The organism is bacterium (assembly GCA_018830565.1).
Classification (GTDB): Bacteria; UBA9089; JAHJRX01; order JAHJRX01; family JAHJRX01; genus JAHJRX01.
The window spans coordinates 1-14,304 of sequence record JAHJRX010000013.1 but is presented as its reverse complement, the minus strand read 5'-3'; the positions used below and the strand labels follow the sequence as shown (position 1 = coordinate 14,304).

Annotated in this window: 12 protein-coding genes; 11 read left to right on the top strand and 1 reads right to left on the bottom strand. The window is 35.1% G+C overall.

Annotation, left to right across the window (positions count from 1 at the left end):
• Positions 1-70: 70 nt before the first annotated feature.
• A complete protein-coding gene (gene acs / locus KJ849_00910) occupies positions 71-1,990 on the bottom strand; it encodes an acetate--CoA ligase (GenBank protein MBU2599134.1) in 1,920 nt (639 codons plus the stop codon).
• Between the two features lie 245 nt (positions 1,991-2,235).
• On the opposite strand from acs, the gene KJ849_00905 reads away from it, so the two are divergent.
• From KJ849_00905 to KJ849_00855, 11 genes are all read left to right on the top strand, one after another.
• Positions 2,236-3,075 carry a transketolase gene (locus KJ849_00905; protein MBU2599133.1) on the top strand — a complete coding sequence of 280 codons (840 nt, stop codon included), beginning with the start codon at positions 2,236-2,238 and terminating at the stop codon, positions 3,073-3,075.
• The gene (locus KJ849_00900) at positions 3,062-4,027 is read left to right on the top strand and encodes a transketolase family protein (GenBank protein ID MBU2599132.1); all 966 of its coding nucleotides are present in this window, start codon (positions 3,062-3,064) and stop codon (positions 4,025-4,027) included. Before KJ849_00905 ends, KJ849_00900 begins: the two co-directional genes overlap by 14 nt.
• A 145-nt stretch (positions 4,028-4,172) precedes the next feature.
• On the top strand, positions 4,173-5,294 hold the full coding sequence (locus KJ849_00895) for a ribulose 1,5-bisphosphate carboxylase large subunit (GenBank protein ID MBU2599131.1): 1,122 nt from the start codon (positions 4,173-4,175) through the stop codon (positions 5,292-5,294).
• A gap of 216 nt (positions 5,295-5,510) precedes the next feature.
• Positions 5,511-6,458 carry a polysaccharide export protein gene (locus tag KJ849_00890; GenBank protein ID MBU2599130.1) on the top strand — a complete coding sequence of 316 codons (948 nt, stop codon included), beginning with the start codon at positions 5,511-5,513 and terminating at the stop codon, positions 6,456-6,458.
• 84 nt (positions 6,459-6,542) lie between these two features.
• Positions 6,543-8,009, top strand: coding sequence for a GumC family protein (locus KJ849_00885; GenBank protein ID MBU2599129.1), 1,467 nt, complete (start codon positions 6,543-6,545; stop codon positions 8,007-8,009).
• A gap of 208 nt (positions 8,010-8,217) precedes the next feature.
• Complete coding sequence (locus KJ849_00880) at positions 8,218-10,185, top strand: PorV/PorQ family protein (protein ID MBU2599128.1); 1,968 nt, start codon at positions 8,218-8,220, stop codon at positions 10,183-10,185.
• 3 nt (positions 10,186-10,188) lie between these two features.
• On the top strand, positions 10,189-11,703 hold the full coding sequence (locus tag KJ849_00875) for an O-antigen ligase family protein (protein ID MBU2599127.1): 1,515 nt from the start codon (positions 10,189-10,191) through the stop codon (positions 11,701-11,703).
• A gap of 49 nt (positions 11,704-11,752) precedes the next feature.
• Positions 11,753-13,426 carry a GAF domain-containing protein gene (locus KJ849_00870; GenBank protein MBU2599126.1) on the top strand — a complete coding sequence of 558 codons (1,674 nt, stop codon included), beginning with the start codon at positions 11,753-11,755 and terminating at the stop codon, positions 13,424-13,426.
• A gap of 15 nt (positions 13,427-13,441) precedes the next feature.
• Positions 13,442-13,858: a secondary thiamine-phosphate synthase enzyme YjbQ gene (locus tag KJ849_00865; protein MBU2599125.1), complete on the top strand. Its 417-nt coding sequence runs from the start codon at positions 13,442-13,444 to the stop codon at positions 13,856-13,858.
• 37 nt (positions 13,859-13,895) lie between these two features.
• Positions 13,896-14,078: a hypothetical protein gene (locus KJ849_00860; GenBank protein ID MBU2599124.1), complete on the top strand. Its 183-nt coding sequence runs from the start codon at positions 13,896-13,898 to the stop codon at positions 14,076-14,078.
• A gap of 4 nt (positions 14,079-14,082) precedes the next feature.
• On the top strand, positions 14,083-14,304 hold a 222-nt coding region (locus tag KJ849_00855), incomplete at its 3' end, for an ATP-binding protein (GenBank protein ID MBU2599123.1).

The window sequence follows — 14,304 nt, the reverse complement described above, 5'->3', positions numbered from 1 at the left end:
TTTAGCATCAAAGATCAAGATATACTGCATAAAAGATCCCTCCTCAATTAAGATTTATCTTTTTCTTTTATTAAATGCTCGACCACCGCACCGAAGAATCGGTTAGGGTGGTGGTATCTCCTATCTCATCTATCTTTCCCTCAGCAATTTTTCGCAAGATTCGTCGCATGATCTTGCCTGATCTTGTTTTAGGAAGAACTTCGGTAAATTGAATCTTGTCTGGTTTAGCAATAGGACCTATTTGATTTCTTATCTGGAGGACAAGTTCTTCTTTTAGTCCTTCTTCGGGTTTAAGACCAGCTTTTAAGATGACAAAAGCATAAATGCCTTGTCCTTTAATTTCATGGGGAAAACCAACTACCGCGGCTTCGGCTACTTTTGAATGGAGAGCCAAAGCACTTTCAATCTCAGCGGTGCCCAAACGGTGTCCTGAGACATTAATGACATCGTCTATCCGACCCAAAAGCCAATAATCTCCATCTTCATCAAGGCGAGCTCCATCTCCGGTAAAGTAATTACCTAAATATTGTGAAAAATAAGTAGCTTGAAATCTATCGCTGTCCCCATAAATACTACGAGCTATTCCTGGCCAGGGTGCTTTAATCACTAAAGCTCCTTCTTCATTTACCAAAGTTTCTTCTCCGTCTTTTTTTAAGATGGCTGGTTTTACTCCAAAGAAAGGCTTACTGGCTGAACCAGGTTTAAGGGTCATAGCTCCAGGCAAAGGGGTAATAAGAATACCTCCTGTTTCTGTCTGCCACCAAGTATCAACAACGGGACACCTTTCTTTACCTACTACTCGATAATACCATAACCACGCCTCAGGGTTAATTGGTTCTCCTACTGAGCCTAAAAGACGAAGGCTAGAGAGGTCATGTTTATTTACCCATTCTTCACCTTCCCTGGCTAAGGCTCGGATAACAGTTGGGGCAGTATAAAAGATATTTACTTGGTACTTCTCTACTATTTCCCAATATCTATTTGGAGAGGGGTAGTTAGGGGTGCCTTCAAACATAAGACTGGTTGCTCCACAAGCTAATGGTCCATAAACAATATAAGTATGCCCTGTAATCCAACCAATATCAGCCGTACACCAATAAGTGTCTTCTTCGTGGTAGTCAAAGATATACTTAAAAGTAGTTTGGGCATAAACCAAGTATCCAGCGGTGGTATGAAGTAGTCCTTTTGGTTTTCCGGTAGAACCACTAGTATAAAGGATAAAGAGTGGATCTTCAGAGTCTTGTGGTTCTGGTTCGCAGACAGAAGAGACGGTTCTCATCTCTTCCTCCCAAAAGGTATCACGGCCAAAGGTCATATTAACAGAAGTGTTTGTTCTTTTAACCACAAGACAACTTTTGACAGAAGGAGAGTTTTCCAAAGCTAGATCTGCATTTTTTTTGAGCGGAATTACTTTGCCGTGGCGAAAGCTTCCGTCAGAAGTGACTAAAACTTTAGCTTGGCAATCGTTAAGCCTTTCCTTTAAGGATTCTGCGCTAAAACCACCAAAGACCACACTGTGGACTGCTCCTACCCGGCTGCAAGCAAGAATACCAATAGCAAGTTCTGGGATCATAGGTAGATAAAAGCAAACTCGATCTCCTTTTTTAACTCCTTTTTTCTTTAAAAGATTAGCAAATCGACAGACCAAATAGTAAAGTTCTTGATAAGTATAAGTCTTACTTTCACCGTCTTCTGCTTCCCAAATAAGAGCAGCTTTGTTTTTACGAAAAGTCTTAAGATGTCTATCAAGGCAATTAGCTGATACATTTAGCTTGCCCCCAACAAACCACTGGACCTTGGGTTTAGTAAAATCATATTCCAAAACTTGATCCCATTTCTTAATCCAATCAATTTCTAAAGCTTGTTTTGCCCAAAATTCATCAGGCTTATTTATGGATTCTTCATAGAGAACTTGGTAGTCTTTTAAACTTTTAAGATGAGCATGAGATGAAAATACTTCTGGTGGAGAAAAGATAACATTTGAGACCATTTTTTAGTTCCTTCTTCCTGTAAACGTTTAGCTAAAACGGTTCCCGTAACAATAAACTTATCTTTTATAATAGAAACCTTTTTCTATTCTGTCAAGTCATTTTTATATTAGCTGGGCATCTGGTAAAATTCCCTTGACAAGAGAGGGTTCTAAAAATAAGATGCAATCACCTTCCTTAGATTAAGAATAAGAAGAGATTAAATAGGTCTCTGGAACATCTAAAGATAGATAAAAAGGGGTTTTAAATGAACCATTTTTCTATTGAAGAACTTAAAAATAAGGTTCAAAGTCTCAAGAAAAAGCTAATTGATCTTACTTACCAGACAGGAGGAGCTTACCTTGCTCAAGCCCTTTCGGGTGTTGACTTAATGGCTGCTCTTTTTTATCGTTACTTGAAGTGCGATCCCCTTAAGCCTAATTGGGAAGAACGGGATCGTTTTCTTCTTTCTCCAGGCCACTATGCTCTTCTGCTTTATACCATCCTGGCTGACCTTGGCTATTTTGATCCCAAGCTCTTATCTACCTTTAAAGAAAACAATTCTCCTCTAGAATTAATCTCTCATCGTCATACCTTGCCTGGTGTAGAAATTAGCGGTGGTTCTTTGGGTCAAGTCCTTTCGGTAGGAGTAGGAATGGCTCTTCATGCCAAGCTCAGAAAGAAAAAACATCGTATCTTTGTCATGATGAGCGATGGCGAACAAAATGAAGGACAGATCTGGGAAGCAGCTACTTCGGCGGTGCATTTTAAGCTTAATAATTTAGTGGCTTTAATAGATAAGAATGGTTTTCAGGTAGACGGACCAACCAAAGAAGTAATGAATATGGAGCCACTGGGAGATAAATATCGAGTTTTTGGTTGGGAAGTAGAAGAAGTAAATGGTCATAATATAGCTGAAATTGTAGCTATTTTAGATAAATTTTCTTTAAAGAGAGAGAAACCTTTTCTCTTGATAGGCAATACCGTTAGAGGAAAAGGGATCTCTTTCTTAGAAAATAGTCTAAATTTTCATTACACTCGATTAAATAAGATCTTAAAAGATAAAGCTTCTTATGAATTAATAGGAGATTGGGATGCAGAGATGTAAGTGTTTATTGAAAGAGATAGGAGAAGATTTTGCCCCTTATCAAAAAGCTTTGGTAGCCATAGGAGAAGCAAATTCTAAAATAGTAGTCTTAGGGGCAGACTTAGCTAATTCTACCGAGATTGGTGAGTTTAAAGAAAAGTTCCCCCAAAGGTTCTTTAATATTGGAGTAGCTGAACAAAATGAAGTCAATATTGCTGTAGGATTAGCTATCGAAGGAGAGATTCCTTTTGTTCATAGCTTTGGAGTTTTTATAACGCGAAGAGCTTATGAGCAAATATGTGTTCAAGTTGCCATGCAAAAGATAAATGTTAAATTAGTGGGAACTCTTCCAGGTTTAGCTTCGCGACTTGGTCCTACCCATCAAGCCGTGGATGATCTTTCTTTGATGCGCACTTTACCTAATATGACGGTGATTGATCCAGCTGATTCCACAGAAATCAGGCAAGCTATACCAATAATCGCTGCCTATCAAGGGCCAGTTTATATTCGAATGGCTCGACGAGAAGTTCCGATCATCTTTGACCCGGTGAAGTATCAATTTCAGATTGGTAAAGCTACTTGTCTTCAAGAAGGAAAAGATGTGGCCATTATTACCTCTGGTATGATGCTTAAAGAAGCGCTGATAGCGGTAAGGAAATTAGAACAAGAAAAGATATTTCCTACTCTTCTTCAGATGTCGACCATTAAACCAATAGATAAGACAGCTATTATTAACTTAGGAGAAGATATTAAGGTAGTTATTACGGTAGAAAATCACCTGACTACAGGGGGGCTTGGTTCAGCAATAGCTGAGGTCATTGCCGAAGAGGGACTTAGGATGCGCCTGATACGAATGGGCTTGCAAGATGAATTTGCTATACCAGGTAGTCCAGATTACTTACTTAAAAAGTATAAGTTAGATAGCGAAAGCATTGTCGAGAAGGTAGTAATGACTCATCAATCTTTCAGTTAAATCCTAACCTGTCTTATAAAATTTGAAAAAATTAAGTGGTGTTTGAAAATAGCTTAGCTATGCAGACACCACCGAAATATGAGCAAGTCTAAGCATTAGCGAGAGTTATCTTGTTATTTTAAATTTAAGAAAAGTTTTTAGAGAGATGAAAGATCAAGACCAGTTTTTTGTGACCTATCAAATTAAGGCCTCTAAAGATCAGATTGAGGCCATCGCTAATGATATTTGCTTAGAACAAACGGTAGAAGTTATTGAAGAACTTATTCAAGATAGTTGGATAAAAGAAAATATTATTGGTCAGGTGAAAAAAATAAGTCAAGTCTCGGCTAATATCTTTGAGGTAATGATTAATTATCACCACCAAATAACTGGCTATCAATTACCTCAACTGATGAGTATTTTATATGGAAATATCTCTCTTAAAGCATCTATAAAGGTTGTCAATATTAGCCTTTCTAAAGAACTTTTAGCTCATTTTTCAGGTCCAAGATTTGGGATAGAAGGGATAAGAAAGATCTTAGGGGTAAAAGATAGGCCCTTAATAGCCGCAGCTTTAAAGCCTATGGGAAAAGGACCAAAAGAACTGGCCGAATTTTCCTATAAACTTAGCTTGGGTGGGGTTGATTTTATTAAAGATGATTATGGTTTAGTCGATCATCCTTTTTGTCCTTTTAAAGAAAGGGTAAAACGGTGTCTGGAAGCCATAAATAAAGCAGAAATAGAGACTGGAAAAAAGGTCATTTATCTTCCTAATATTACCGATCGTTACGAAAAGATGTTAGCCCATATTAAGTGGGCAAAAGAGATGGGGATTGGAGGAATATTAATCTCACCTTTAATCGTGGGACTGGACTTTATGCGTTATTTAGCCGAGAATAAGGATCTATCTTTGCCCATTATGGCTCACCCTGCTTTTGTAGGAACATTATTTAATCTTGATAGCGGCTTTTCCCATGAGGTAATATTAGGAGATCTAATGCGTTTGGCTGGCGCTGATTTGGTCATTTATCCAAATTATGGAGGACGTTTCCCTTTTTCAAAAGAAATATGCCAGAGGGTAGATCTGGCTTTAAAAAAGGAGATGGGTAATCTTAAGCAAGCATTTCCAGTGATTGCCGGAGGTTTAGATATTGAAAATATTGGCCAGTTAAAAGAGTTTTATGGTCGTGAGGTTGTTTTTTTAATTGGCTCAAGTCTTTACGCCTATTCCAACGATTTAGTGGTTAATGTAAAACATCTTCTCAAAAGAGTAAAAAGCAAGGAGTAAGGTCAGGAATGATAAAAGATTGACAAAAGAGATAATAGCTTATATACTTTTAATTAAAGTAAGGGTTTTATCTATAATTATCTAAATCTTAAGAACCAACTTTAAGCATTAATTTAATAATGAGCTTGGTGGTTCAAAGATAAATCTTGTTTTTATCTATAGTTATCTAAATCTTAAGAACCAACTTTAAGCATTTAAGCAATTAATGAGATAAAGATGAAAAAGATGACTTCTATTAAAATTACTTTAATAATTATTTCTTTGCTGATAGATTCTTTACTTATAAGTCCTTTATTTAAAGATTATGGTTATTTAAGGGCAGAAGATTATACTCTCAAAACAGGTGATACTATTGAAGTCTTGGTCTGGGAATATAAAGACTTATCACGGATTTTAACTATTCGACCTGATGGAAAGATCTCCTTTCCTTTAATTGATGAAATTATAGCCGTTGGCCTGACACCCAAGGAATTAGATGACATTATTACCCAGAAACTTTCTTCTTTTTTCCCCCAGCCTAAAGTTACAATAATTGTCCAAAAATTTCAATATCCTCAATTTTCTGTTATCGGACAGGTTAATAAATCAGGGGTCTTTACTTTAGATCGTGATATTAAAGTCTTAGAAGCTATTTCTTGGGCCGGAGGATTCTTACCTGATGCGGATACGAGAAAGGCTCTGATCTTTAGAGAAAAAGTAGGGGTAGTTTCCCTTGATTTATACAGTCTTTTAAACTTAAAGAAAAACGAAAATAATATCCTCCTAAAACCCAATGACATTCTTTATATTCCTAATAATAAAGATAATTTTGTCTATATGATTGGAGAAGTTAAAAATCCTGGTATTTATCCTCTCGAAGATAAGTTAACTCTTTTAAAAGCCATTATCTTAGCTGGAAATCCTAAAGATTCAGCCATGTTGCCATTTACTAAAGTTATTCGACAAACAGAAAAAGGAATAGAGATTATCAATGTTGACTTAAAGGATTTAGCTTTAAAACCAGAGCATCTTAATGAAGTTATTCTTCAGCAAGGAGATATTGTTTATTTACCTCCTACTAAATTAGGTAAACTTAATAAGATCTTAGACCAAGCTATGCCTCTTCTTATGACGATTTTTTATGCTACAGGAACTACTTATAATATTAAAGAACTTTATAAATGACTTTATAAATGAATATTAAGCCACCACAAGCTGTGGGATAATTCCTTGAACAGGAACTACTTATAATATTAGAGAACTTTATAAATGAATAGTCAAGATTTAAGTCAACCTACTCTTCAATACTACCTTTTGCTTTTTTGGAAGAGAAGATATTTAATATTTTTTTCTACATTTCTGACCTCCTTGTTTGTTTTAATAATTAGTTTTTTACTTCCACCTCTTTACAAGTCAACCTCTGTTATCTTAGTGGAAGATAAGACTGAGAAATTATCTTTATTTATGCCTCCTCCTTCCCCAAGTTTACGAAATGAAGTCTTTACTCAATCAGAATTAATAAAATCTCGTACTTTAATTGAAAAAGCAGTTAGGGAATTAAAGTTAGCCGATAGTTATGACCCCACTAAAGAACTTACTTATAAGATTAAAGCGGTAGTTTATAGTTTACTGGGTAAAAAAATTCCTCTTATTACCAAGGAAGAAATCTTTCAAGGAATAGTAAAAGAACTTCAAGAGATAATTGCGGTGAACATTATTGAAGGAACAAACCTGATAAGTTTAACTACCTTTGCCAATGACCCTAAGGTGGCTTACCAAGTCAATGATGTTATCTTAAGGGAATTTATGAAGTTAAATCTTAGTTTTAAAGAAAGTGAAACTGAGGATATGTTTTTACTTATTGAGAAACAATTAAAGATGGCTAAAGATAAATTATCTTTTCATGAAGGACAACTTAAGAATTTTAAAGAAATTAGTAAGATTACTGAACCTATTGAGGAAAGTCGGGAAAGCATAGGGACCTTATCTCGATTAGAAGAGCAATATGACCAAACTACAGCCGAGAGGAAGTCCTCTGAATTAAGATTAGTGGAGGTTCGCAAAGAGATTATTAAACAAAATAAAGATTTGGCTTCCTCGACGTTAATGAGCAACCGTCCAGAAGTTCTTTCTTTAAAAGAAGAATTGGTAAATTTAGAATTAAAAAGAACTAAACTTTTAAGCCAGATTCCCCAAGATGAAAAGGAAATTTTAATGGTAGAAAATCTTATTAGGGATAAAAAAGAAGAACTAAAAGGAATAGTTATGAATACCATCAAAGAAATTATTCCTTCTGTTACTCCTTATCTGCCTGATATGGCGATTAATAATTACCAAAATTTAGTCTCTCTTTTAATTAATTTAGAAACTGAGATTAATTCTTTAAAAGCCAAAGAAGATACCTTATTAAAAAGGATTAATTCTCATCGAGAGAGATTAAGTAAATTACCTGCTAAATATGCTAACTTAACCCAATTACAGAGAGATGTAGATACCCAAGAAAGAATAGTTTCCACTCTTAGAGAAAAAAAGGAACAAGCTTTAATGGCTAAAACTATGAAGTTTACTTATATTAGAGTTATTGATCCACCTATAATTTCTCGTCTTCCTGCTAAACCTAAGAAGACTTTAAATGCCATGGTGGGACTTTTTGGAGGGTTTTTGTTTAGCATCTTTATCATCGTCAGCCAAGAGTATTTAAAAACCTTTAAAAATGGCTTAATCCCACCGGCTTAAAGATTGAGTTTCTTAGAAATAAATGAAATACTTATAAAAGTGGCTTAATCCTACCAGCTTAAAGATTGAGTTCCTTAGAAATAAATGAAATACTTATAAAAATGGCTTAATCCTACCAGCTTAAAGATTGAGTTCCTTAGAAATAAATGAAATACTTATAAAAATGGCTTAATCCTACCAGCTTAAAGATTGAGTTCCTTAGAAATAAATGAAATACTTACTAAATATAATGTTAATCTTTGTTTATCTATCTGTCTGGCCTTCTTATTTACCTGCTTCTAAAGAAGATCTAGGAACCACGGGAGCAACTTTTTTAAAGATAGGCATAGGGGCGAGAGCTTTAGCTTTGGGAGAAACTTACATTTCCCTGGGGAATGATCTCGAAGCGATGTTTCATAATCCAGCCGGATTAAATTTTATCACTAATCAAGAATTAAACTTTATGCACTTAGATTATTTTGATGATATTAGTTATGAATATTTAGGATATGCTAAGCGACTTTCTCCTTCTCGGATCTTAGCTGGTGGTCTTTCTTGTTTGCATATGGGAAGATTTACTAAGTGGGATAAAGAAGGTAATGAATTAGGTAGTTTTTCTGCCGGGGATACCTTACTTAGCCTCTCTTATGCTCAAAGTTTGACTGAAGATGAAGATGCTTTTATGGGAACTAATGTTAAACTTATTTATCAAAGACTTTCCAGCTTTGTTTCTAAGAGTGTGGCTTTGGATTTGGGTCTTTTAAAGGAGAGTGGTGTGGAAGGATTAAGATACGGAGTTTCTCTCCAAAATTTAGGAACTAAGGTTAAATTTGATAAGACAGAAGATAAACTTCCTTTAAATTTAAAATTGGGCCTAAGTTACCAATACTTAGACGAGGCTATGATTACCGGATTAGATATTAATATACCTAATGATGGTAAGATTAATCTTCATTTAGGGCATGAATATACCTTAGGAGAAAACTTTATTCTTAGATTAGGTTACCAGAATGGACCTGCCAAATATGCTCATGGATTTGGGGGAGGGTTTGGAATTAAGTATGGCGACCTTGCTCTTAGTTATGCTTTTGTTCCTTATAATGAGGAATTAGGTAATAGTCACTACATTTCTTTATTATACCAATTTGGTCTAAAAGTTGAAGAAAAGGTTAAAAAGCCAAAGGCGAAAGAGGATCTTACTTATCAAGATAAAGAACAAGATAAAAAAAAAGAGAGCAAAAGTCCTCCAGAGGAAAGACCAAAGATAAACCAAGAACTACTTCCTGAGTTAGCTAAAGAGACTAAGTTAGCTAAAGAAAAAAAATTGCCTAAAAAAGAAGAGATTCCCCAAAAAAAAGCTCCTATTTCTAAGATAGAGAAATTTAAAGATAAAGCTAAAGAGACTACTTATCCTGAATATGAGTATTATCTTAAGAAATATCCAGAAGTATCTAAAATGGCTAAAGATCCAAAGAATGTTCAAAGAGAAAAAGTTAAGAAAAGGCTTGATTTTGAGGATTATGTGAATTTAGATCTTTTTAAAGATGAAGAGGAACTTACCTTAAGAGAAGAACGAAGGCAAGGTGCTTGGACTATGATAAGAAAGATTACTCCACCTGAAAAGCCCAAAGTTTCTCGTGAATTAAAAGAAGAAAGAAAATCATTGGCTCTTGAAGAAAGAGAGCCTCTTGAGACTTATAAAGTTGAGATTTATAAAGAAGATAGCTACAAAGAAGATAGCTACAAAGAAGACCCTTTTTTTAAGTCTCCTAAGAAAGAAATGGCTTTTAATGAAGGTTGGTCAGATTATGCTTATGATCCTGATACTTATGAGTACTTTAAAAAAAAGTATGGTTTTAAAGAAAAAAAGTATAAGACTCTAGACGAATATCCGGAATTAAAAAAATATCTCGAAGAAGAAAAAACCTTAAAAGAAGAAAAGCCTTTCTCTCTTCCTGTAAAAAAAGAAGTAACAGAGGAAAAAATTAAAGAAGAAAAACCTAAAGAAGAAAAACCTGCCTCTCTTCCTGTAAAACTTCCTGTAAAAAAAGAAGTAACAGGGGAAGAAATTAAAGAAGAAAAGACCTTAAAAGAAGAAAAGCCTTCCTCTCTTCCCGTAAAAAAAGAAGAAGACTTGCAGAAAGAAGATATTTGGGAAGGTATTAAGGAAGAAGTTATTAAGGAGTTATGTAGATAAGTTATGGTTAACCATTCTTTGTCTATGAAGATTCTCTACTTTACTGAATCTAAGTCTTTTATTTTTTTAATTTTCTTATTGGGTATTCCTCTCTTAAGTCTTTTCTTAGTCTTTTTTTCTCCTTTAGCCCTTATTTCATCTTTTTTAGGTTTAGCTTTCTTGGTCTTACTTTATAAGTATCCAGAAATAAGTGTGATTGCTTTAATTACCTTTAACGTTACTTTTTTTAAAATTGAGAATCTTCCTCGCCTTCCTTTATTTGGTGAAGCCAGCCTCCTGCCAGGGGAAGTCTTAATCTTGTTGACTATCGCCATATTGATTATTAAGAATATTAAAGACCCCAACTTTTTTCAGATTAAATCTTTCTTCTTTCTACCATATTTAATACTATTCTTTATCTGGGGATTTTCTATCTATCTTAGCTTAGCTTATGGTTTTGGTTTTACTGAAACAGCAAATACTTTGCGAAGTTGTTTTTATCATATTATCTTCTTCTTGGTTATCTTGACGATAAGAGATCAAGGCCAACTAAAGAGACTGCTTTGTCTTCTTTATGGCCTAGGGGTGGTGATTACTCTTTTATTTGCTTTTATGGTCTTATTTGGAGGAGCTAAGTATTTTACTGCTCCTGTCTTTAGTGTAGTGGTCAGGGAGCTACGGGCATATGATATAGGAATAGAGACTGTTTCTATAGGCAAAGGAAGGATCTGCACTGATGGTCCTTACTTGGTCTCAGCCTTATTCTTTATTGCTTTAACGACGCTCATTAATACGAGGGATAAAAAGCAACGTTTAATCTTTACTATTCTTTCGCTTCTTTTTCTTCTAACCATTATTCTTACCTTTGGAAGGATGCTTTGGCTAACCTCCATCATTGGGCTATGCTTGATTTACCTTCTTTCTAATCAATATGCCAAGAGGTATCTTTTAAAATATGTGGCTGTCTTAATGGTTCTTGCCTTATTGGTGTCTGTGGCTCTTAGTCTTACTCCATTATTTACTAAAGGAGGGTCAAAATCGCTTCTTGGTTTTGCCAAGGAAAGATTTGTTGGTTTATTTACCAAGACAACTAAAGAAGATAGTTTTAAGTATCGTTACTGGGAAGCAAAAAAAGGGATGGAAGTCTTTAAAAAACATCCTTTTTGGGGAAATGGATTTCCTTACTACATTGGTTTTGATTTAAGGCAAGAAGGAGATGTAGTCTTATTAGAGAAATTAGGGGTAGGTCATAATGGATATTTAGATATCTTATGTAGGACAGGGATGGTAGGGCTGGTAGCTTATTTATGTCTTTCGTTTTATGTAATTAAGATTAGTTTAAAGTATTTCCGAATGTTTTCTGATCCTATTCTTCTTGGTTTAGTTTTAGGGCTTTTAGTCAACTATATTAGAGTTATGCTTAATGCTACCTCTCAATCAGACTTTCTTGCCTATCATTGTGGTTCGGTAATTGCTTTAAGTTTTGGGTTAATTGATGTCTCTATAAGAACTTCAAAGAGAGAAGATCTGGATTTGTAAATAATATTTTAAAAGTAAATAGTTCTTTAATCAAAAGGAGATAAAATAAATGAAAAACTTATCTGAAAAAGGGTTAGGTTCGTTTTTTGAAGAAGAATTAAGGGTAATTAACGATCAAATGGTAGATCTAAGCCAAAAACTAAAGAAAGTAAGTCTTCAAGCTAAAGCCTTGGAAGAAATAAGTTTTGCAATAGGCTCTTCTCTACCCTTAAACAAATTGCTCGATCTGATTATGGATTCTGCTTTGAAGGTTACAGAGACAAAGGCAGGTTCTATTCTTTTAGTAGATGAAGAGAAAGAAGAGCTTGTCTTTGAGGTAGCTAAAGGAGGAAAAGCAGAAAAACTTATCGGATATAGAATCAAGATAGGCGAAGGAGTAGTGGGAAGAGTAGCTTCAGAGGGCAGAGCTTTAATTGTTTCTGAGGCAGAGAAGAGCGAAGATTTCAAAAAGAAAATGGCTTTAGACTTAGGTTATCAAGTTAAAGATATTCTTTGTGTCCCTATAAAGGTTAAGGAAAAAGTAATAGGGGTGATAGAAGTCTTAAATAGCCAAAAGTCATTTACCCTCACCGACCAAGAATTATTGATTGGTTTTGCTAATCAAGCAGGAGTAGTTATTAATAATACTTGCCTTTTAGAAAGGGTAAATAAGAAAATAAAGGAGTTAGACGCTCTTTTAAAGATTTCCCAGTCAGTAAATTCCACTTTAAAATTAAGCGAAGTTCTTAAAGAGACAATGATTCGGGCCGAGGAAGTATTAAGAGGAGAAGCTTCTTCTCTTTTGCTTATAAATAAAGAGACCGGAGAGCTTGTCTTTGAGGTGGCATTAGGAGAAAAAGGGGATAAGGTAGAAAAGGCAAGAATGGCTAAGGGGAGTGGAATTGCTGGTTGGGTAGCAGAAAAGGGAAAAGCTCTAAAAATAGAAAATGCTCAAGAAGACCCTCGTTTCTGCAAAGAGATAGATGAGAAGACAGGTTATAAGACTAAAAATATGTTATGTGTGCCTTTGAAAGTAAAAGATGAAATAATAGGTGTAGCTCAAGTCTTAAATAGTATAGGAAGGGATAAATTTTCTGATGAAGATTTAAAGATATTTGAAGGAATAGCTCATCAAGCAGCAGTTGGTATTCAGAATGCCAGACTTTATCAAGAACTTCAAGATTTTTTTATCGGGACTATCAAAGCCCTGGCTCAGGCTATAGAAGCAAAAGATCCATATACTCGAGGTCATTCTGAAAGAGTAACTACTATAAGTCTTGTCATAGGAAAAGAATTAGGATTACCAACTGAAGATTTAGATACTTTAAAAATTGCCGGACTTCTTCATGATATTGGCAAGATAGGGATTGATGAAGCTATCCTTACTAAATCAAGTAAGCTTACTAATGAAGAATTTGAGGTGATTAAGACCCATCCTAACAAAGGAGCCGAGATAGTTCTTCATATCAAGAGACTTAAGAATATGATTGAAGGCATTCAACATCACCATGAAAAATTTAATGGTCAAGGGTATCCAGGTAATTTAACCGGAGAAAAAATTCCATTATTTGCTCGAATTATTGCGGTAGCCGATGCTTTTGATGCCATGACCAGTAACAGATCTTATAGAAATGCTATGGAAAGAGAAAAAGCTATAGAGGAAGTGAAAAACAATATTGGCTCTCAGTTTGACCCTCTTGCTGCTTCTGCTTTTTTGAGAGCCTGTGAAAGAGGAAAGATTTAGTTTAAGGGTAAAGACATGGTAAAGACTGAAAGGATATCGGTAAAGACAAGAGCAGGGACAGACTTAGTTAATATCACAAGTTTAGTTTCTAAAGTAATAAGTGATGGTAAAATAAAGGATGGAATAGTAGTTATCTTTGTTTCTGGTTCTACGGCTTCTGTTTCTACTATTGAGTATGAACCTAACTTAATTAAAGATGTTAACCAGACATTAGAGATGATAGCTAATTCTCACTTAGAATATGAACATCATAAGACTTGGGGAGATGATAATGGGGCAAGCCATGTTCGAGCTACTCTTTTAGGACCAAGTCTGACTGTTCCTTTTACCAACAAAAGCCTTCTTCTCGGTTCTTGGCAACAGATAATTCTAATGGATTTTGATACTAAGAGTAGAAATCGAGAAATTATTCTTCAGATAATAGGGGAATGATAAGGACTTGAAAAAAATCACCAAGACAAGAGATGTATTGTCACCGAAAAGAAGCTTACTAATCCAGAGACGAGCGGTGATGAATGCCGCGACAAAACCACAACTTTACATTATCCAGAATCCGGCAGAGAATTTAGAACCAGAAAAGAAGGTTGAAGTGGTAAGGTATGTTGTGCCGTTTGAAGAGATGATAGCAAAAGGAAATGAAGGAGGGGATTAAAGATATGAGTAAAACAGAATTATTGGAGATTATCCGAAACGGTGAAAACTCAAGGGTTGAGTTTAAAAGGGACGATGTCCAGCCTGCTGATATGGCTAAAGAAATTGTCGCTTTTTTGAACTTCCATGGAGGAAATATCTTTCTGGGGATAGATGACGATGGGACAATTTGTGGAACCACTCGACAAAATCTGGAAGAATGGGTGATGAGTATCTGCAGAGATAAG

Excerpts from the sequence above, each read along its gene's own strand:
- acs (MBU2599134.1), bottom strand. The coding sequence starts at position 1,990 with ATGGTCTCAAATGTTATCTTTTCTCCACCAGAAGTATTTTCATCTCAT.
- KJ849_00905 (MBU2599133.1), top strand. The coding sequence starts at position 2,236 with ATGAACCATTTTTCTATTGAAGAACTTAAAAATAAGGTTCAAAGTCTC.
- KJ849_00900 (MBU2599132.1), top strand. The coding sequence starts at position 3,062 with ATGCAGAGATGTAAGTGTTTATTGAAAGAGATAGGAGAAGATTTTGCC.
- KJ849_00895 (MBU2599131.1), top strand. The coding sequence starts at position 4,173 with ATGAAAGATCAAGACCAGTTTTTTGTGACCTATCAAATTAAGGCCTCT.
- KJ849_00890 (MBU2599130.1), top strand. The coding sequence starts at position 5,511 with ATGAAAAAGATGACTTCTATTAAAATTACTTTAATAATTATTTCTTTG.
- KJ849_00885 (MBU2599129.1), top strand. The coding sequence starts at position 6,543 with ATGAATAGTCAAGATTTAAGTCAACCTACTCTTCAATACTACCTTTTG.
- KJ849_00880 (MBU2599128.1), top strand. The coding sequence starts at position 8,218 with ATGAAATACTTACTAAATATAATGTTAATCTTTGTTTATCTATCTGTC.
- KJ849_00875 (MBU2599127.1), top strand. The coding sequence starts at position 10,189 with ATGGTTAACCATTCTTTGTCTATGAAGATTCTCTACTTTACTGAATCT.
- KJ849_00870 (MBU2599126.1), top strand. The coding sequence starts at position 11,753 with ATGAAAAACTTATCTGAAAAAGGGTTAGGTTCGTTTTTTGAAGAAGAA.
- KJ849_00865 (MBU2599125.1), top strand. The coding sequence starts at position 13,442 with ATGGTAAAGACTGAAAGGATATCGGTAAAGACAAGAGCAGGGACAGAC.